General features: G+C 64.5%; 22 protein-coding genes. All 22 read left to right on the top strand.

Going from position 1 to position 17,006, the window contains the following annotated elements:
- The first annotated feature begins 12 nt into the window (after positions 1 to 12).
- The 22 genes from rpoC to rplF all read left to right on the top strand — a co-directional run bounded on the left by rpoC (position 13) and on the right by rplF (position 17,005).
- Positions 13 to 4,242 (top strand): DNA-directed RNA polymerase subunit beta', encoded by a 4,230-nt coding sequence (gene rpoC / locus FCE95_RS06920; protein WP_137266201.1) that lies wholly within the window; start codon positions 13 to 15, stop codon positions 4,240 to 4,242.
- 282 nt (positions 4,243 to 4,524) lie between these two features.
- Positions 4,525 to 4,899 carry a 30S ribosomal protein S12 gene (gene rpsL / locus FCE95_RS06915; protein WP_137266200.1) on the top strand — a complete coding sequence of 125 codons (375 nt, stop codon included), beginning with the start codon at positions 4,525 to 4,527 and terminating at the stop codon, positions 4,897 to 4,899.
- 80 nt (positions 4,900 to 4,979) lie between these two features.
- Positions 4,980 to 5,447 (top strand): 30S ribosomal protein S7, encoded by a 468-nt coding sequence (rpsG, locus tag FCE95_RS06910; RefSeq protein WP_137266199.1) that lies wholly within the window; start codon positions 4,980 to 4,982, stop codon positions 5,445 to 5,447.
- 134 nt (positions 5,448 to 5,581) lie between these two features.
- Positions 5,582 to 7,699: an elongation factor G gene (gene fusA / locus FCE95_RS06905; RefSeq protein WP_137266198.1), complete on the top strand. Its 2,118-nt coding sequence runs from the start codon at positions 5,582 to 5,584 to the stop codon at positions 7,697 to 7,699.
- Positions 7,700 to 7,793: 94 nt separating this feature from the next.
- On the top strand, positions 7,794 to 8,984 hold the full coding sequence (tuf, locus tag FCE95_RS06900) for an elongation factor Tu (protein WP_137266197.1): 1,191 nt from the start codon (positions 7,794 to 7,796) through the stop codon (positions 8,982 to 8,984).
- Between the two features lie 410 nt (positions 8,985 to 9,394).
- Positions 9,395 to 9,706 (top strand): 30S ribosomal protein S10, encoded by a 312-nt coding sequence (gene rpsJ, locus FCE95_RS06895; protein WP_005408208.1) that lies wholly within the window; start codon positions 9,395 to 9,397, stop codon positions 9,704 to 9,706.
- Positions 9,707 to 9,716: 10 nt separating this feature from the next.
- A complete protein-coding gene (rplC, locus tag FCE95_RS06890) occupies positions 9,717 to 10,370 on the top strand; it encodes a 50S ribosomal protein L3 (RefSeq protein WP_137266196.1) in 654 nt (217 codons plus the stop codon).
- 12 nt (positions 10,371 to 10,382) lie between these two features.
- Positions 10,383 to 10,988: a 50S ribosomal protein L4 gene (gene rplD / locus FCE95_RS06885; RefSeq protein WP_137266195.1), complete on the top strand. Its 606-nt coding sequence runs from the start codon at positions 10,383 to 10,385 to the stop codon at positions 10,986 to 10,988.
- Positions 10,985 to 11,281, top strand: a complete 297-nt coding sequence (gene rplW, locus FCE95_RS06880) for a 50S ribosomal protein L23 (protein WP_137266194.1) — start codon at positions 10,985 to 10,987, stop codon at positions 11,279 to 11,281. Before rplD ends, rplW begins: the two co-directional genes overlap by 4 nt.
- 11 nt (positions 11,282 to 11,292) lie before the next feature.
- Positions 11,293 to 12,120: a 50S ribosomal protein L2 gene (gene rplB, locus FCE95_RS06875; RefSeq protein ID WP_137266193.1), complete on the top strand. Its 828-nt coding sequence runs from the start codon at positions 11,293 to 11,295 to the stop codon at positions 12,118 to 12,120.
- A 6-nt stretch (positions 12,121 to 12,126) separates the two neighbouring features.
- Positions 12,127 to 12,402, top strand: a complete 276-nt coding sequence (rpsS, locus tag FCE95_RS06870; protein WP_137266192.1) for a 30S ribosomal protein S19 — start codon at positions 12,127 to 12,129, stop codon at positions 12,400 to 12,402.
- Positions 12,403 to 12,412: 10 nt separating this feature from the next.
- On the top strand, positions 12,413 to 12,748 hold the full coding sequence (gene rplV, locus FCE95_RS06865; RefSeq protein ID WP_137266191.1) for a 50S ribosomal protein L22: 336 nt from the start codon (positions 12,413 to 12,415) through the stop codon (positions 12,746 to 12,748).
- Between the two features lies 1 nt (position 12,749).
- Complete coding sequence (rpsC, locus tag FCE95_RS06860; RefSeq protein WP_137266190.1) at positions 12,750 to 13,499, top strand: 30S ribosomal protein S3; 750 nt, start codon at positions 12,750 to 12,752, stop codon at positions 13,497 to 13,499.
- Positions 13,500 to 13,502: 3 nt separating this feature from the next.
- Positions 13,503 to 13,916: a 50S ribosomal protein L16 gene (rplP, locus tag FCE95_RS06855; RefSeq protein ID WP_137266189.1), complete on the top strand. Its 414-nt coding sequence runs from the start codon at positions 13,503 to 13,505 to the stop codon at positions 13,914 to 13,916.
- Entirely contained in the window at positions 13,916 to 14,110 is a 195-nt protein-coding gene (rpmC, locus tag FCE95_RS06850) for a 50S ribosomal protein L29 (protein WP_137266188.1), read from the top strand. Before rplP ends, rpmC begins: the two co-directional genes overlap by 1 nt.
- Positions 14,111 to 14,123: 13 nt before the next feature.
- Positions 14,124 to 14,387 carry a 30S ribosomal protein S17 gene (gene rpsQ, locus FCE95_RS06845; protein ID WP_137266187.1) on the top strand — a complete coding sequence of 88 codons (264 nt, stop codon included), beginning with the start codon at positions 14,124 to 14,126 and terminating at the stop codon, positions 14,385 to 14,387.
- Between the two features lie 14 nt (positions 14,388 to 14,401).
- Positions 14,402 to 14,770 (top strand): 50S ribosomal protein L14, encoded by a 369-nt coding sequence (gene rplN / locus FCE95_RS06840; protein ID WP_137266186.1) that lies wholly within the window; start codon positions 14,402 to 14,404, stop codon positions 14,768 to 14,770.
- 15 nt (positions 14,771 to 14,785) lie between these two features.
- Positions 14,786 to 15,106: a 50S ribosomal protein L24 gene (gene rplX, locus FCE95_RS06835; protein WP_137266185.1), complete on the top strand. Its 321-nt coding sequence runs from the start codon at positions 14,786 to 14,788 to the stop codon at positions 15,104 to 15,106.
- 11 nt (positions 15,107 to 15,117) lie between these two features.
- Positions 15,118 to 15,660: a 50S ribosomal protein L5 gene (rplE, locus tag FCE95_RS06830; RefSeq protein WP_137266184.1), complete on the top strand. Its 543-nt coding sequence runs from the start codon at positions 15,118 to 15,120 to the stop codon at positions 15,658 to 15,660.
- An 18-nt stretch (positions 15,661 to 15,678) separates the two neighbouring features.
- Positions 15,679 to 15,984 (top strand): 30S ribosomal protein S14, encoded by a 306-nt coding sequence (gene rpsN / locus FCE95_RS06825; RefSeq protein WP_137266183.1) that lies wholly within the window; start codon positions 15,679 to 15,681, stop codon positions 15,982 to 15,984.
- 81 nt (positions 15,985 to 16,065) lie between these two features.
- Entirely contained in the window at positions 16,066 to 16,464 is a 399-nt protein-coding gene (gene rpsH / locus FCE95_RS06820; RefSeq protein ID WP_137266182.1) for a 30S ribosomal protein S8, read from the top strand.
- 13 nt (positions 16,465 to 16,477) lie between these two features.
- Positions 16,478 to 17,005 (top strand): 50S ribosomal protein L6, encoded by a 528-nt coding sequence (rplF, locus tag FCE95_RS06815; protein ID WP_137266181.1) that lies wholly within the window; start codon positions 16,478 to 16,480, stop codon positions 17,003 to 17,005.
- Position 17,006 lies beyond the last annotated feature (1 nt).

Here is a 17,006-nt window from a genome sequence, read left to right as displayed (position 1 = left end):
TAGGAGACAGCAATGAAAGACCTATTGAACCTGTTCAACCAGCAGCGCCAGGCTCCGGACTTCGACGCGATCAAGATCGCGCTCGCTTCGCCGGACTTGATCCGTTCCTGGTCCTACGGCGAAGTGAAGAAGCCGGAAACCATCAACTACCGCACCTTCAAGCCGGAGCGCGACGGCCTGTTCTGCGCCGCCATCTTCGGCCCGATCAAGGACTACGAGTGCCTGTGCGGCAAGTACAAGCGCATGAAGCACCGCGGCGTGGTCTGCGAGAAGTGCGGCACCGAAGTCACCCTGGCCAAGGTGCGCCGCGAGCGCATGGGCCACATCGACCTCGCATCGCCGGTCGCCCACATCTGGTTCCTCAAGTCGCTGCCCTCGCGCATCGGCCTGATGCTGGACATGACCCTGCGCGACATCGAACGCATCCTGTACTTCGAAGCCTACGTCGTGACCGAGCCGGGCCTGACCCCGCTCGAGCAGGGTCAGCTGCTGAACGAAGAGCAGTTCATGCAGGCGCGCCAGGAGCACGGCGACGACTTCGAAGCCTCGATGGGCGCCGAAGCGGTGTTCGAACTGCTGCGCACGATCGACCTGCAGGCCGAGATGGTGAAGCTGAAGGAAGAGATCGCCTCGACCAACAGCGAGACCAAGCTCAAGCGCCTGACCAAGCGGATCAAGCTGGTCGAAGCCTTCCTCGAGTCGGGCAACCGCCCCGAATGGATGGTGATGACCGTGCTGCCGGTGCTGCCGCCGGACCTGCGTCCGCTGGTGCCGCTGGACGGCGGCCGCTTCGCGACTTCGGATCTGAACGATCTGTACCGCCGCGTCATCAACCGCAACAACCGCCTGCGCCGCCTGCTCGAACTCAACGCGCCCGACATCATCGTGCGCAACGAGAAGCGCATGCTGCAGGAGTCGGTCGACGCGCTGATGGACAACGGCCGCCGCGGCCGCGCCATCACCGGCACCAACAAGCGCCCGCTCAAGTCGCTGGCCGACATGATCAAGGGCAAGCAGGGCCGGTTCCGCCAGAACCTGCTCGGCAAGCGCGTGGACTACTCGGGCCGTTCGGTGATCGTGGTCGGTCCGACCCTGCGCCTGCACGAGTGCGGCCTGCCGAAGAAGATGGCGCTGGAACTGTTCAAGCCCTTCATCTTCGCCAAGCTGCAGCGCCGCGGCCTGGCCACCACCATCAAGGCGGCCAAGAAGCTGGTCGAGCGCGAAGAAGCCGAAGTCTGGGACATCCTGGAAGAGGTCATCCGCGAACATCCGGTGCTGCTGAACCGCGCGCCGACCCTGCACCGTTTGGGCATCCAGGCGTTCGAGCCGGTGCTGATCGAAGGCAAGGCGATCCAGCTGCATCCGCTGGTCTGCACCGCGTTCAACGCCGACTTCGACGGCGACCAGATGGCCGTGCACGTGCCGCTGAGCCTCGAGGCCCAGCTGGAAGCGCGCGCGCTGATGATGTCGTCCAACAACATCCTGTCCCCGGCGAACGGCGAGCCTATCATCGTGCCGTCGCAGGACGTGGTGCTGGGCCTGTACTACATGACCCGCGCGCTGGAGAACGCCCGCGGCGAGGGCATGGTGTTCGCGAACATCGCCGAGGTTAAGCGCGCCTTCGACAACAAGGCCGTCGGCATTCACGCCAAGGTCAAGGTGCGCATCACCGAAACCGTGGTCAACGAAGACGGTTCGCGCGAGAAGAAGACCTCGATCGTGGACACCACGGTCGGGCGCGCGCTGCTGGCCGAGATCCTGCCCGAAGGCCTGCCGTTCTCGCTGGCCAACACCGAGCTGACCAAGAAGAACATCAGCCGCCTGATCAACACCTGCTACCGCATGCTGGGGTTGAAGGAGACGGTGGTGTTCGCCGACCAGCTGATGTACACCGGTTTCGCCAACGCGACCCGCGCCGGCGTGTCGATCGGCATCGACGACATGATCATCCCGGACGAGAAGAAGGGCATCCTGGACGAGGCCGAGGCCGAAGTGCTGGAGATCCAGCAGCAGTACCAGAGCGGCCTGGTCACCGCCGGCGAGCGCTACAACAAGGTCGTCGACATCTGGTCGCGCACCAACGAGCGCGTGGCCAAGGCGATGATGGACGCGATCGGCACCGAGACGGTGACCAACGCCAAGGGCGAGAAGATCGAGCAGAAGTCGATGAACTCGATCTACATCATGGCCGACTCGGGCGCGCGCGGTTCGCAAGCGCAGATCCGCCAGCTCGCCGGCATGCGCGGCCTGATGGCCAAGCCGGACGGCTCGATCATCGAGACGCCGATCACCTCGAACTTCCGCGAAGGCCTGAACGTCCAGCAGTACTTCATCTCGACCCACGGCGCTCGTAAGGGCTTGGCGGACACCGCGTTGAAGACGGCGAACTCGGGTTACCTGACCCGTCGCCTGGTCGACGTGGCCCAGGACGTGGTGATCACCGAAGTCGATTGCGGCACCAGCGACGGCCTGACCATGGCCCCGATCGTCGAAGGCGGCGACGTGGTCGAACCGCTGCGCGACCGCGTGCTCGGCCGCATCGTGGCCGAGGACGTGTACCTGCCCGGCAACGACGCCGATCCGATCGTCACCCGCAACACGCTCCTGGACGAAGTCTGGGTGCAGAAGCTGGAAGACGCCGGCGTGCAGTCGATCAAGGTGCGTTCGACCATCACCTGCGAATCGGCGTTCGGCGTGTGCGCGCACTGCTACGGACGCGACCTGGCGCGCGGCCACATCGTCAACATCGGCGAGTCGGTCGGCGTCATCGCCGCGCAGTCGATCGGCGAGCCCGGCACGCAGCTCACCATGCGTACCTTCCACATCGGCGGCGCGGCTTCGCGTGCGGCGGCGGTGGACAACGTCACGGTCAAGACCACCGGTTCGATCAAGTTCAACAATTTGAAGACGGTGTCGCACGCCAGCGGCAGCCTGGTCGCGGTGTCGCGTTCGGGCGAGTTGTCCGTGCTCGACGGCCACGGCCGCGAGCGTGAGCGCTACAAGTTGCCTTACGGCGCGACCATCACGGTCAAGGACGGCGCGTCGATCAAGGCCGGCCAGACCGTCGCCAATTGGGATCCGCATAACCACCCGATCGTGTCGGAAGTGGCGGGCTTCATGCGCTTCTACGACTTCATCGACGGCGTCACCGTCATCGAGAAGACCGACGAACTGACCGGCCTGGCCTCGCGCGAGATCACCGATCCCAAGCGTCGCGGTTCGCAGGGCAAGGATCTGCGTCCGATCGTGCGCATCGTCGACAAGAACGGCAAGGACCTGAACATCCCGGGCACCGATCTGCCGGCGCAGTACCTGCTGCCGCCGCGCTCGATCGTGAACCTGCAGGACGGCGCCGCGGTCGGCGTCGGCGACGTGGTCGCGAAGATCCCGCAGGAAGCGTCCAAGACCCGCGACATCACCGGCGGTCTGCCGCGCGTGGCCGACCTGTTCGAGGCGCGCAAGCCGAAGGATCCGGCCATCCTGGCCGAGATCTCCGGCATCGTCTCGTTCGGCAAGGACACCAAGGGCAAGCAGCGCCTGATCATCAAGGATCCGGACGGCAACGATCACGAAGAGCTGATCCCCAAGTACCGCCAGATCATCGTGTTCGAAGGCGAGCACGTGGAGAAGGGCGAGACCGTGGTGGACGGCGAGCCGAGCCCGCAGGACATCCTGCGCCTGCTCGGCGTGGAGCCGTTGGCCGTGTACCTGACCAAGGAAATTCAGGACGTCTACCGCTTGCAGGGCGTGAAGATCAACGACAAGCACATCGAAGTGATCGTTCGCCAGATGCTGCGCAAGGTCGAGATCACCGACCAGGGCGACACCAAGTTCCTGCAGGGCGAACAGGCCGAGCGCCTGCGCGTGCTGGAGGAGAACGTGAAGGCCGACGCCCGCAACGAACTGCCGGCCAAGTACGACCCGGTCCTGCTGGGCATCACCAAGGCCTCGCTGGCGACCGAGTCGTTCATCTCCGCGGCTTCGTTCCAGGAGACCACGCGAGTCCTGACCGAGGCGGCCGTCCGCGGCACCCGCGACGGCCTGCGCGGCCTGAAGGAGAACGTGATCGTCGGCCGCCTGATTCCGGCCGGTACCGGTCTGGCGTACCACACCCAGCGCCGCAAGAACGCCTCCGGGCTGACCGCGGCCGAGATGGACGCCCTGGCCGGCACCGACGCGCCGGCGGCGGTCGAAACGGCCGAGCCAGCCGAAGCTTCGGCCGGCGAGGAGTCCGGCAACTAGCTGAACTGCGGTATCGCGACGGCCTCCGGGCCGTCCCAGACCCCGAAATGAGGCGCACGGAGCGCCTCGTGTTCGGCCCAAGGATTGGGCGGGAAACTCCAAGGGATTCAAGCCGTTCCGCGCGCGGAACGGCTTGGGATTCCGGACCGGCTTGCGTTGACGGCAACGTTTAACGCCAGCTATACTTTTTCGTCTTGGTAGGCCGGGTTTCCGCCTGCCTTCCTGTTTTTCACCAAACCGGGGCCGTTTCGGCCGCGGCACAACCGACAGAACCGATAACCGATGGCAACGATCAACCAGCTGGTGCGTAAGCCGCGCAGCCCCGAAACCTACAAGAGCGCTTCGCCTGCGTTGGCTAACTGCCCGCAGCGCCGCGGCGTCTGCACGCGCGTCTACACGACCACGCCGAAGAAGCCGAACTCGGCCTTGCGCAAAGTCGCCAAGGTGCGCCTGACCAACGGCTACGAGGTGATCTCGTACATCGGCGGCGAAGGCCACAACCTGCAGGAGCACAGCGTGGTCCTGATCCGCGGCGGTCGCGTCAAGGACCTGCCGGGCGTGCGCTACCACACCGTGCGCGGTTCGCTGGACGCCGCCGGCGTCGCCAAGCGTCGCCAGGCCCGCTCCAAGTACGGCGCCAAGCGTCCCAAGAGTTGAGTATTCCGGGCGTTCGCCCGGGAAAAGCTAGCGCGGCCGTTCCTGGCCGCACTTCCAACAAGCAATAGGCAGATACATCCATGTCCCGTAAAGGTTCCGCCCCCCAACGCACCGTCCTGCCCGACCCGAAGCACGGGAGCGAGACGATCGCCCGCTTCATCAACATGGTCATGCAGAGCGGCAAGAAGTCCGTCGCCGAGAAGATCGTGTACGGCGCCATGGACGTGATCGGCGAAAAGAACGCCAATGCGCTCGAGCTGGTCGAGAAGGCGCTGGGCAACATCTCGCCGTCGGTCGAGGTGAAGTCCCGTCGCGTCGGCGGCGCCACCTACCAGGTGCCGGTCGAAGTGCGCGCCTCGCGCCGCATGGCGCTGGCGATGCGCTGGCTGATCGAATCGGCCCGCAAGCGCGGCGAGAACAGCATGCCGCGCAAGCTGGCCGCCGAACTGATCGACGCTTCGGAAAACCGCGGCGGCGCCATCAAGAAGCGCGAAGAAACCCATCGCATGGCGGAAGCGAACAAGGCGTTCGCGCACTACCGCTGGTAACGGCCTTGGCCCCTTGTTTCTAGGGGCTTCCGGCACCATTTAGGTGCCCCTGCGGCGTCCGCGCCGCACGACGAATCCGAAGGCCGCCTCAAAGGCGGCGTTCGGCCATCCGCAAACAGAAAAGAGAGACTGTCGTGGCTCGCACCACTCCCATCGAGCGCTACCGCAACTTCGGCATCATGGCGCACATCGACGCCGGCAAGACGACGACGACCGAGCGCATCCTGTTCTACACCGGTGTGAACCACAAGATCGGCGAGGTGCACGAAGGCGCCGCGACGATGGACTGGATGGAGCAGGAGCAGGAACGCGGCATCACCATCACGTCGGCGGCGACGACGGCGTTCTGGAAGGGCATGGACAAGTCCTTCCCGGAGCACCGCTTCAACATCATCGACACCCCCGGGCACGTCGACTTCACCATCGAAGTCGAGCGTTCCTTGCGCGTGCTCGACGGTGCTGTGTTCGTGCTGTGCGCCGTGGGCGGCGTGCAGCCGCAGTCCGAGACCGTGTGGCGCCAGGCCAACAAGTACTCGGTGCCGCGCCTTGCGTTCGTCAACAAGATGGACCGCACCGGTGCCAACTTCGACAAGGTCGTCGAGCAGCTGAAGTCGCGCCTGGGCGCGTACGCCGTGCCGATGCAGGTGCCGATCGGCGCCGAAGAAGGCTTCGAGGGCGTGGTCGACCTGGTCAAGATGAAATCCATCATCTGGAACATGGAAGACAAGGGCGCCACGTTCACTTACGGCGACATTCCGGCCAACCTGGTCGACAAGGCCACGGCCGCGCGCAACTTCATGGTCGAGGCCGCCGCCGAAGCCAACGAAGTGCTGATGGACAAGTATCTGAACGAAGGCGACCTGTCCGAGGACGAAATCCTCGCCGGCATCCGCGAGCGCACCCTGAAGGTCGAGGTGATCCCGGTCTACTGCGGCACCGCGTTCAAGAACAAGGGCGTGCAGGCGATGCTCGACGCCGTCGTGCAGCTGCTGCCGTCGCCGGCCGACCGTCCGCCGGTCAAGGGCATCGACGAAGACGAGAAGGAAGACACGCGCAAGGCCGACGACGCCGCGCCGTTCTCCGCGCTCGCGTTCAAGATCATGACCGACCCGTTCGTGGGCTCGCTGACGTTCTTCCGCGTCTATTCCGGCACGCTCAACTCCGGCGACCAGGTGTACAACCCGGTCAAGTCGAAGAAGGAGCGCATCGGCCGCATCCTGCAGATGCACGCCAACAACCGCGAAGAGATCAAGGAAGTCCGCGCCGGCGACATCGCCGCGGCCGTGGGCTTGAAGGACGTGACCACCGGCGACACGCTGTGCGCTGGCGATCACGTCATCACCCTCGAGCGCATGGTGTTCCCGGAGCCGGTCATCTCGATGGCGGTCGAGCCGAAGACCAAGTCGGACCAGGAAAAGATGGGTCTCGCCCTGGGCCGTTTGGCGCAGGAAGATCCTTCGTTCCGCGTGCGTACCGACGAAGAATCGGGCCAGACCATCATCGCCGGCATGGGCGAGCTGCACCTGGACATCATCGTCGACCGCATGCGCCGCGAATTCAACGTGGAAGCCAACGTCGGCAAGCCGCAGGTGGCCTACCGCGAAACGATCCGCAAGTCGGACGTCAAGTCGGACTACAAGCACGCCAAGCAGTCGGGCGGTAAGGGCCAGTACGGCCACGTGGTGATCGAGCTGTCGCCGATGACGGCCGAAGATCGCGCCAACCCGGACGTCGAGAACGATTTCCTGTTCATCAACGACATCACCGGCGGCGTGATCCCGAAGGAATTCATCCCGGCGGTGGAGAAGGGCTTGCGCGAAACCATCACCAGCGGTCCGCTCGCGGGCTTCCCGGTGGTGGGCATCAAGACCAAGCTGGTGTTCGGTTCGTACCACGACGTCGACTCGTCGGAAATGGCGTTCAAGCTCGCCGCGTCGATGGCCTTCAAGGAAGGCTTCCGCAAGGCCGATCCGGTCCTGCTGGAGCCGATGATGAAGGTCGAAGTGGTGACGCCTGAAGAGTACGTCGGCGACGTGATGGGCGACCTGAGCCGTCGTCGCGGCCTGCTCCAGGGCCAGGACGACACGCCGTCGGGCAAGACCATCAACGCGATGGTGCCGCTGGGCGAGATGTTCGGTTACGCGACCACCATCCGTTCGCTCACCCAGGGCCGCGCGACCTTCACGATGGAGTTCGACCATTACGCCGAGGCGCCGAACAACATCGCCGAAGCGGTCATCAAGAAGGCGTAAGCCGGTTGTTGCATCTTGCGGGTTCGGCCAGGCCGAACCCGCTTCTTCCGGAATCCGGATTCCCCATTCGAATCAGATTTAAAGAGAGACCATCATGGCCAAGGGTAAATTCGAGCGCACCAAGCCCCACGTGAACGTGGGCACGATCGGGCACGTGGATCACGGCAAGACGACGCTGACGGCGGCGCTGACGAAGATCGGCGCGGAGCGTTTCGGCGGCGAGTTCAAGGCGTACGACCAGATCGACGCGGCGCCGGAAGAGAAGGCGCGCGGGATCACGATCTCGACCGCGCACGTGGAATACGAAAGCCCCACGCGCCACTACGCGCACGTGGACTGCCCGGGCCACGCGGACTACGTGAAGAACATGATCACCGGTGCGGCGCAGATGGACGGTGCGATCCTGGTGTGCTCGGCCGCCGACGGCCCGATGCCGCAGACGCGCGAACACATCCTGCTGGCGCGCCAGGTGGGCGTGCCGTACATCGTGGTGTTCCTGAACAAGGCGGACATGGTGGACGACGCCGAGCTGTTGGAGCTCGTGGAGATGGAAGTGCGTGAACTCCTGAGCAAGTACGAGTTCCCGGGCGACGACACCCCGATCGTGAAGGGTTCGGCGCTGAAGGCGCTGGAAGGCGACCAGAGCGAAATCGGCGTGCCGGCGATCCTGAAGCTGGTGGAAGCGCTGGACACCTACATTCCCGAGCCCGAGCGCGACATCGACAAGCCGTTCCTGATGCCGGTGGAAGACGTGTTCTCGATCTCCGGCCGCGGCACGGTGGTGACCGGTCGTATCGAGCGCGGGATCATCAAGGTGGGCGACGAAATCGAAATCGTCGGTATCCGTCCGACCCAGAAGACCACGGTGACGGGCGTTGAGATGTTCCGCAAGCTGCTGGACCAGGGCCAGGCGGGCGACAACGCGGGCCTGCTGCTGCGCGGCACCAAGCGCGACGACGTGGAGCGCGGCCAGGTGCTGTGCAAGCCGGGCAGCATCTCCCCGCACACCGAGTTCGAGGCCGAGGTGTACGTGCTGAGCAAGGACGAAGGCGGCCGTCACACGCCGTTCTTCAAGGGCTACCGTCCGCAGTTCTACTTCCGCACGACCGACATCACCGGTGCGGTGACCTTGCCGGAAGGCGTGGAGATGGTGATGCCGGGCGACAACATCAAAATGGTGGTGTCGCTGATCAACCCGGTGGCGATGGACGAAGGCCTGCGCTTCGCGATCCGCGAAGGCGGCCGCACCGTCGGCGCCGGCGTGGTGGCCAAGATCATCAAGTGATGCACCGGCCGTAAGGCCTGGGCGTCATCCCGGCGAAAGCCGGGATCCAGAGCTACGACGCAGTAATTCGTCCGGGTTAAATTAGTCCGGACAGAAAGAAATACCACCGGCGTCCGCTTGGGTCGCGCGCCGGCTACCGCGAAAAGAGGTCCAGGACGGGCCTCGTGTTCGCCAGACAAGGAAGAAAGTCGTGTGGCAGGCCTCCGAACAGCGGGTTCGCTGTTGACGGAGGCTATTCACACGCCTTATACTTTTTTGCTCTGGGCGGGCCGGGTGACCGGGCCGCCTAGTTTTTCGTAAGGATACTGCCGGGCCGCAAGGGCTTCATTTGACCCGGAAAGTCTTGATTTCATGGGGTTTTGCGCACCCAGCCGCGAAACCCGTCGCTCTTTAACGAAGGAGTCTCCGCCATGGCGGACCAAAAGATCCGGATTCGGCTCAAGGCGTTCGATCATCGTTTGATCGACCGTTCGGCCAGCGAGATCGTCGAGACGGCCAAGCGGACCGGCGCGCAAGTGCGCGGCCCGATCCCGCTGCCCACCAAGATCGAACGCTACACCGTGCTGGTGTCGCCGCACGTCGACAAAGACGCGCGCGACCAGTACGAGACCCGCACGCACAAGCGCGTGCTCGACATCGTCGACCCCAACGACAAGACCGTGGACGCGCTGATGAAGCTCGAACTCGCGGCGGGCGTCGACGTGCAAATCAAGTTGACCTGAGGCTAGGACCATGACCGCGAAGAAATATTCGTTGGGCATCGTCGGCCGTAAGGCCGGCATGAGCCGCATCTTCACCGAAGACGGCAAGTCGGTTCCGGTGACCCTGATCGAGGCGACCCCGAACCGCATCACCCAAATCAAGACCGTCGAAACCGACGGCTACAGCGCCGTGCAGATCACCGCCGGCGTCAAGCGCGCCGCGCTGCTGACCAAGCCGGAAGCCGGCCACCTGGCCAAGGCCAAGGTGGAAGCGGGCCGCGGCCTGTGGGAGCTGCGCGTGGAAGCCGACAAGATCGGCGACTTCCAGGTCGGCGGCGAGATCAAGGCCGACATCTTCGAAGTCGGGCAGATTGTCGACGTCGAAGGCGTGACCAAGGGCAAGGGCTTCCAGGGCACGATCAAGCGCTGGAACTTCAAGATGGGCGACGCCACCCACGGCAACTCGCTGTCGCATCGCGCCCCGGGCTCGATCGGCCAGCGCCAGACGCCGGGCCGCGTTTTCCCGGGCAAGAAGATGTCCGGCCATATGGGCGCCGTGCGCCAGAGCACGCAGAACTTGGAAGTGATCAAGGTGGACGCCGAGCGCGGCCTGATCGCGGTCAAGGGCGCGGTGCCGGGCGCGCCGGGCGGCGACGTCATCGTCCGTCCGACGAGCAAGGCATAAGGAGCGACGACGATGGAACTCGCTATCACCAATAGCAAAGAAAAACTGTCGGTCTCCGACGCCGTGTTCGGCCGCGAATTCAGCCATGACCTCGTGCACCAGGTCGTGGTCGCGTACCGCAACGCCGGCCGCGCCGGCACCAAGGCGCAGAAAACGCGCTCGGAAGTCAACGGCACGACCAAGAAGTCGAAGAAGCAGAAGGGCGGCGGCGCGCGTCACGGCGCGTTGACGGCTCCGATCTTCGTCGGCGGCGGCGTGACCTTCGCGGCCAAGCCGCGCAGCTTCGAGCAGAAGGTCAACCGCAAGATGTACCGCGCGGCGATCTCGGCGATCCTGTCCGAGCTCAACCGCCAGGGCCGCCTCAAGGTCGTGGACGCGTTCGACGTGGACGCCACCAAGACCAGCGGCCTGGTCGAGAAGCTGAAGGGCTTCGATCTGGGCCAGCGCCCGCTGATCGTGACCGAAGAGGCTTCCGAGCACCTGTATCTGTCCGCGCGCAACCTGCCGTACGTCGAAGTGCGCGACGTGCAGGGCCTGGACCCGGTCGCCCTGGTCGGCGCCGACACCGTGCTGGTGACCGCCGACGCCGTCAAGAAGATCGAGGAGTGGCTGGCATGAGCACCAACGTCTACAACGTAATCCGCGCGCCGCGCGTGTCCGAAAAGACCGCCCGGTTGCAGGAGCTTTCCAATCAGTACGTGTTCGAAGTCGCCACCGACGCCACCAAGGCCGACGTGAAGGCGGCCGTCGAGCAGATCTTCGACGTCAAGGTCGAGGCGGTGAACGTGGTCAACGTGAAGGGCAAGAACAAGGCCTTCCGTAACCGCCTGGGCCGTCGCGGCAGCTGGCGCAAGGCCTACGTGAAGCTGGCCGAAGGCCAGTCGATCGACGTGATGATGACCAAGGCCTGAGGAACTAGACCATGGCATTGATGACTTTCAAACCCACTTCCGCCGGCCGCCGTTCCGCGGTGCGCGTGGTCACGCCCGATCTGCACAAGGGCGCGCCGCACGCTGCGCTGGTCGAGAAGCAGGGCAAGACCGGCGGCCGCAACAACTACGGCCGCATCACCACCCGCCACGTCGGCGGCGGTCACAAGCAGCATTACCGCATCATCGACTTCAAGCGCGACAAGGAAGGCATCGCCGCGCGCGTCGAGCGGATCGAGTACGACCCGAACCGCACCGCGCACATCGCGCTGCTGTGCTACGTCGACGGCGAGCGCCGCTACATCATCGCGCCGAAGGGCCTGAAGGCCGGCGACCAAGTGATCGCGGGCAACGACGCTCCGATCCGCGCCGGCAACACCCTGCCGCTGCTCAACATCCCGGTCGGCACCACGGTGCATTGCATCGAGATGAAGCCGGGCAAGGGCGCCCAGCTGGCCCGCGCGGCCGGCGCCGGCGTGCAGCTGATCGCTCGCGAGCAGGGCTACGCCACGCTGCGTCTGCGTTCGGGCGAAATGCGCCGCGTTCCGGTCGACTGCCGCGCCACCATCGGCGAAGTCGGCAACGACGAGCACAACCTGGAAAAGCTGGGTAAGGCCGGCGCCAAGCGCTGGCGCGGCATCCGCCCGACCGTTCGCGGCGCGGCGATGAACCCGGTCGACCACCCGCACGGCGGCGGCGAGGCCAAGGCCGGACAGGGCAACCCGCATCCGGTCACCCCGTGGGGCGTGCCGACCAAGGGTTACAAGACCCGCAAGAACAAGCGCACGCAGAAGTTCATCGTGCGCGATCGTAGGAGCTAATCGGCAATGGCACGTTCACTGAAAAAGGGTCCGTTCGTCGACCACCACCTGATCAAGAAGGTGGAGTCCGCGGGCAACACCAAGAAGCCGATCAAGACCTGGTCGCGCCGTTCGATGATCCTGCCGGAGATGGTGGGCTTCACCATCGCCGTGCACAACGGCAAGAACCACATCCCGGTGCTGGTCAACGAGAACATGGTCGGCCACAAGCTCGGCGAGTTCGCGCTGACCCGGACCTTCAAGGGCCACGGCGGCGACAAGAAGGCCGAGGCGAAGAAGTAAGGAGATGACCATGGAAGCCAAAGCCATCCTGCGCACCGCGCGCATCTCCCCGCAGAAAGCCCGCCTGGTCGCCGACCAGGTGCGCGGCCTGCCGGCCGCCCGCGCCCTCGACTTGCTGAAGTTCAGCGACAAGAAGGCCGCGCACATGATCCACAAGCTGCTGTGGTCGGCGATCTCCAATGCCGAAAACAACGCCGGCGCCGACGCCGACGAGCTGAAGGTGAAGACGATCATGGTCGACGAAGGTCCCACGCTGAAGCGCTTCATGGCGCGTGCGAAGGGCCGCGGCACCCGCATTCTCAAGCGCACCAGCCATATCACCGTGGTCGTGGGCGAGGGCAAATAAGATGGGTCATAAAGTTCATCCCACCGGCATCCGCCTGGGCATCGCCAAGGACTGGAATTCCAAGTGGTACGCCGGCAAGAAGGAATACGCCGGTTACCTGGCCGCCGACCTCAAGGTCCGCGAGATGCTGCGCAAGAAGCTGGCCCAGGCCGGCATCAGCAAGATCCTGATCGAGCGTCCGGCCAAGACGGCGCGCGTCACGATCCACACCGCCCGTCCGGGCGTGGTGATCGGCAAGCGCGGCGAGGACATCGAGAAGCTGCGCAAGGAAGTCAGCGACCTGATGGGCGTCCCGGCGCACATCAACGTCACCGAAGTCCGCAAGCCCGAACTCGACGCGCAGCTGGTCGCCGAGTCGATCGCGCAACAGCTCGAGCGCCGCATCATGTTCCGCCGCGCGATGAAGCGCGCCGTCGGCAACGCGATGCGCCTGGGCGCGCTGGGCATCAAGGTCAACGTCGCCGGCCGCCTGAACGGCGCCGAGATCGCGCGTTCGGAGTGGTACCGCGAAGGCCGCGTGCCGCTGCATACCCTCCGCGCCGATATCGACTACGGCTTCGCCGAGGCCAAGACCACCTACGGGATCATCGGCATCAAGGTCTGGGTGTACAAGGGTGAAGTGTTCGACTTCAGCCAGGTCGGCCAGGAAAAGCAGGACGATTCGCCGCGCCCGGAGCGTGGTGATCGTAACGATCGCAATGATCGTCCGCGCGGCCCGCGTCCGCCGCGCGATCGCGAGGCAAGGGGCTAAGTCATGTTGCAACCCAAGCGAACCAAATACCGCAAGATGCACAAGGGCCGGAACGAGGGCCTGAGCTGGAACGCGAACGCCGTCAGCTTCGGCGAGTACGGCTTGAAGTCGACCGCGACCGGCCAGCTCACCTCGCGCCAGATCGAGGCCGCGCGCCGTTCCATCAGCCGCTACGTCAAGCGCGGCGGCAAGATGTGGATCCGCGTTTTCCCCGACAAGCCGATCACCAAGAAGCCGATCGAAGTCCGCATGGGCTCCGGTAAGGGCGGCGTGGAGTACTGGGTCGCGCAGATCCAGCCGGGACGCATGATCTATGAAATCGAGGGCGTCGACGAAGCCACCGCACGCGAGGCGTTCCGCCTGGCCGCGGCCAAGCTGTCGGTGACCACCACTTTCGTTACCCGGACGGTGCGGTGATGGAACTCAAGCAAATGCGTCAAAAGTCGGCCGACGAGCTGAACAAGCACCTGGCGGACCTGCAGAAGGAGCAGTTCGCGCTGCGCATGCAGAAGGCCACCGGCCAGCTCGCCAAGTCCCACGACACCCGTCGCGTGCGCCGCGAGATCGCCCGCGTCAAGACCCTGCTCGGCCAGCAGTCGGCCAAGCAGTAAGGAACCCACGACCATGAACAACACTGATAAAAAGCAGCACACGGTCGAAGGCCGCGTGGTCAGCAACAAGATGGACAAGACGGTGACGGTGCTCGTCGAGCGCCAGGTCAAGCACGCGCTGTACGGCAAGTACATCCGCCGCTCGACCAAGCTGCACGCCCACGACGCCGACAACGCCTGCAACGAAGGCGACAAGGTCCGTCTGGCCGAAATCGCGCCGATGTCCAAGACCAAGAACTGGCGCGTCGTCGAAATCATCGCCCGCGCGGCCGAATAAGAGGAGGCTAGACCATGATCCAGATGCAGAGCCACCTCGACGTCGCCGACAACTCGGGTGCCAAGGAAGTGATGTGCATCAAGGTGCTCGGCGGCTCCAAGCGCCGGTACGCGCACATCGGCGACATCATCAAGGTGTCGATCAAGGACGCGATCCCGCGCGGCAAGGTCAAGAAGGGCGAGGTTTACGACGCCGTCGTGGTCCGCACCCGCAAGGGCGTTCGCCGCGCCGACGGTTCGCTGATCCGCTTCGACGGCAACGCCGCCGTGCTGCTCAACAACAAGCACGAGCCGATCGGCACCCGCATCTTCGGGCCTGTGACCCGCGAGCTGCGCTCCGAGAAGTTCATGAAAATCGTCTCGCTCGCACCCGAAGTGCTCTGAGCGGAGGACTCAAAGATGAATCGCATCAAGAAAGGCGACCACGTCGTGGTCATCACCGGCAACAAAGACCTGAAGGGCAAGCGCGGCGAAGTGCTGCGCGTCGAAGGCGATCGCGTGATCGTTTCGAACCTGAACATGGTCAAGCGCCACACCAAGCCCAACCCGCAGGCCAACCAGCCCGGCGGCGTGGTCGAGCGCGAGGCTTCGATCCACATTTCAAACGTGATGCCGTTCAACCCTGCCTCGGGCAAGGGCGAGCGCATCGGAACCAAGGTGCTGGAGGATGGACGCAAATTGCGTGTGTTCCGCTCCAGCGGTGAGGCGATCGACGCCTGAGGAATGCAGCAATGACCACCCGTCTCGAAAAAATCTACAAGGAAGAAGTGATGCCCGCGCTGATGAAGCGCTTCGGCTACACCAATCCGATGCAGGTCCCGCGCATCACCAAGATCACGCTCAACATGGGCGTGGGCGAAGCCGCGGCCAACAAGAAGATCCTTGAGAACGCCGTCGCCGACATGACGAAGATCGCCGGCCAGAAGCCGATCGTCACCAAGTCGCGCATCTCGGTGGCCTCGTTCAAGATCCGCGACGGTTGGCCGATCGGCGCCAAGGTGACCCTGCGCCGCGCCAAGATGTACGAGTTCCTGGACCGCCTGATCAACGTGTCGCTGCCGCGCGTGCGCGACTTCCGCGGCGTGTCGGGCCGTTCGTTCGACGGCCGCGGCAACTACAACATGGGCGTGAAGGAACAGATCATCTTCCCGGAAATCGACTTCGACCAGGTCGACGCGATCCGCGGCATGGATATCGCCATCACCACCACGGCCAAGACCAACGAAGAAGCCAAGGCGCTGCTCGAGGCCTTCCGCTTCCCGTTCCGCAACTGACTTAGCGAGAGATAAGACATGGCAAAGACCAGCATGATCAATCGCGACGTCAAGCGCGCGAAACTGGCGAAGAAGTTCGCCGCCAAGCGCGAAGCGCTGAAGAAGACCATCTCCAGCGGCAAGGCTTCGTACGAAGAGAAGATGGAAGCGGCGGTGAAGCTGCAGAAGCTGCCGCGCGACTCCTCGCCCAGCCGCCAGCGCAACCGTTGCGAGCTGTCGGGCCGTTCGCGCGGCGTGTACCGCAAGTTCGGCCTGGGCCGCAACAAGCTGCGCGAAGCCACCATGCGCGGCGACGTTCCGGGCCTGCGCAAGGCTTCTTGGTAAATAACGACCGGCCGTCCGCGGCCGTAATTGAAGAATCGATTCGCGAAAGCGGATATCGGTGCTACTCAAAGGTGATATTCAATGAGCATGACTGATCCCATCGCCGACATGCTGGTCCGCATCAAGAATGCGGCCGCTGTGGGCAAGCCGACGGTGAAGATGCCGTCGTCGAAGATCAAGGCCGCCATCGCCGGCGTCCTGAAGGACGAAGGCTACATCGGCGAAACCCGCGTGACCGATCTGGGCAACGGCAAGGCCGAGCTCGAGATCGTGCTGAAGTACTACGAAGGCAAGCCGGTCATCGAGAAGCTGCAGCGCGTTTCGCGCTCGGGCCTGCGCCAGTACCGCAGCAAGGATGCGTTGCCGAAGGTGCTGGGTGGCCTGGGCGTCGCCATCATTTCCACGTCCAAGGGCATCATGACCGACACGCAGGCGCGCCAGCAGGGCGTCGGCGGCGAAGTCCTGTGCTTCGTGGCGTAAGGGAGTAAAGACCATGTCCCGCGTAGCCAAAAAGCCGATCGCTCTGCCCAAGGGCGTCGACCTCAACATCCAGTCCGACAGCATCAGCGTCAAAGGTGCCAAGGGCACGCTGTCCATCGCCAAGCCCGCCGGCGTCGAAGTCAAGCTCGAAGACGGCAACGCCCAGATTTCGACCGACAACGCCGAACTCGTGCCGATGGCCGGCACCTTGCGCGCGATCCTCGCGAACATGGTGCAGGGCGTCAGCCAGGGCTTCGAGCGCAAGCTCGAGCTGGTCGGCGTCGGTTACCGCGCCGCGATGCAGGGCAAGGATCTGAACCTGTCGCTGGGTTATTCGCACCCGGTGCTGTTCAAGACTCCGGACGGCATCAGCATCGCCACGCCGACCCAGACCGAGATCGTGGTCAGCGGCGCCGACAAGCAGCGCGTCGGCGAAGTCGCCGCCAAGATCCGCGGTTTCCGTCCGCCGGAGCCCTACAAGGGCAAGGGCGTGAAGTACGCCGGCGAAAACATCATCCGCAAAGAAGCTAAGAAGGCCTAAG

It is taken from the genome of Luteimonas gilva, from assembly GCF_005239095.1.
Lineage (GTDB): Bacteria > Pseudomonadota > Gammaproteobacteria > Xanthomonadales > Xanthomonadaceae > Luteimonas_C > Luteimonas_C gilva.
The sequence above is the reverse complement of the archived record's forward strand: the minus strand, read 5'-3'. Positions and strand labels throughout refer to the sequence as shown.

What these genes read in the sequence shown, in the direction of transcription:
- rpoC (WP_137266201.1), top strand. Translation starts at nt 13, where the DNA reads ATGAAAGACCTATTGAACCTGTTCAACCAGCAGCGCCAGGCTCCGGAC.
- rpsL (WP_137266200.1), top strand. Translation starts at nt 4,525, where the DNA reads ATGGCAACGATCAACCAGCTGGTGCGTAAGCCGCGCAGCCCCGAAACC.
- rpsG (WP_137266199.1), top strand. Translation starts at nt 4,980, where the DNA reads ATGTCCCGTAAAGGTTCCGCCCCCCAACGCACCGTCCTGCCCGACCCG.
- tuf (WP_137266197.1), top strand. Translation starts at nt 7,794, where the DNA reads ATGGCCAAGGGTAAATTCGAGCGCACCAAGCCCCACGTGAACGTGGGC.
- rpsJ (WP_005408208.1), top strand. Translation starts at nt 9,395, where the DNA reads ATGGCGGACCAAAAGATCCGGATTCGGCTCAAGGCGTTCGATCATCGT.
- rplC (WP_137266196.1), top strand. Translation starts at nt 9,717, where the DNA reads ATGACCGCGAAGAAATATTCGTTGGGCATCGTCGGCCGTAAGGCCGGC.
- rplD (WP_137266195.1), top strand. Translation starts at nt 10,383, where the DNA reads ATGGAACTCGCTATCACCAATAGCAAAGAAAAACTGTCGGTCTCCGAC.
- rplW (WP_137266194.1), top strand. Translation starts at nt 10,985, where the DNA reads ATGAGCACCAACGTCTACAACGTAATCCGCGCGCCGCGCGTGTCCGAA.
- rplB (WP_137266193.1), top strand. Translation starts at nt 11,293, where the DNA reads ATGGCATTGATGACTTTCAAACCCACTTCCGCCGGCCGCCGTTCCGCG.
- rpsS (WP_137266192.1), top strand. Translation starts at nt 12,127, where the DNA reads ATGGCACGTTCACTGAAAAAGGGTCCGTTCGTCGACCACCACCTGATC.
- rplV (WP_137266191.1), top strand. Translation starts at nt 12,413, where the DNA reads ATGGAAGCCAAAGCCATCCTGCGCACCGCGCGCATCTCCCCGCAGAAA.
- rpsC (WP_137266190.1), top strand. Translation starts at nt 12,750, where the DNA reads ATGGGTCATAAAGTTCATCCCACCGGCATCCGCCTGGGCATCGCCAAG.
- rplP (WP_137266189.1), top strand. Translation starts at nt 13,503, where the DNA reads ATGTTGCAACCCAAGCGAACCAAATACCGCAAGATGCACAAGGGCCGG.
- rpmC (WP_137266188.1), top strand. Translation starts at nt 13,916, where the DNA reads ATGGAACTCAAGCAAATGCGTCAAAAGTCGGCCGACGAGCTGAACAAG.
- rpsQ (WP_137266187.1), top strand. Translation starts at nt 14,124, where the DNA reads ATGAACAACACTGATAAAAAGCAGCACACGGTCGAAGGCCGCGTGGTC.
- rplN (WP_137266186.1), top strand. Translation starts at nt 14,402, where the DNA reads ATGATCCAGATGCAGAGCCACCTCGACGTCGCCGACAACTCGGGTGCC.
- rplX (WP_137266185.1), top strand. Translation starts at nt 14,786, where the DNA reads ATGAATCGCATCAAGAAAGGCGACCACGTCGTGGTCATCACCGGCAAC.
- rplE (WP_137266184.1), top strand. Translation starts at nt 15,118, where the DNA reads ATGACCACCCGTCTCGAAAAAATCTACAAGGAAGAAGTGATGCCCGCG.
- rpsN (WP_137266183.1), top strand. Translation starts at nt 15,679, where the DNA reads ATGGCAAAGACCAGCATGATCAATCGCGACGTCAAGCGCGCGAAACTG.
- rpsH (WP_137266182.1), top strand. Translation starts at nt 16,066, where the DNA reads ATGAGCATGACTGATCCCATCGCCGACATGCTGGTCCGCATCAAGAAT.
- rplF (WP_137266181.1), top strand. Translation starts at nt 16,478, where the DNA reads ATGTCCCGCGTAGCCAAAAAGCCGATCGCTCTGCCCAAGGGCGTCGAC.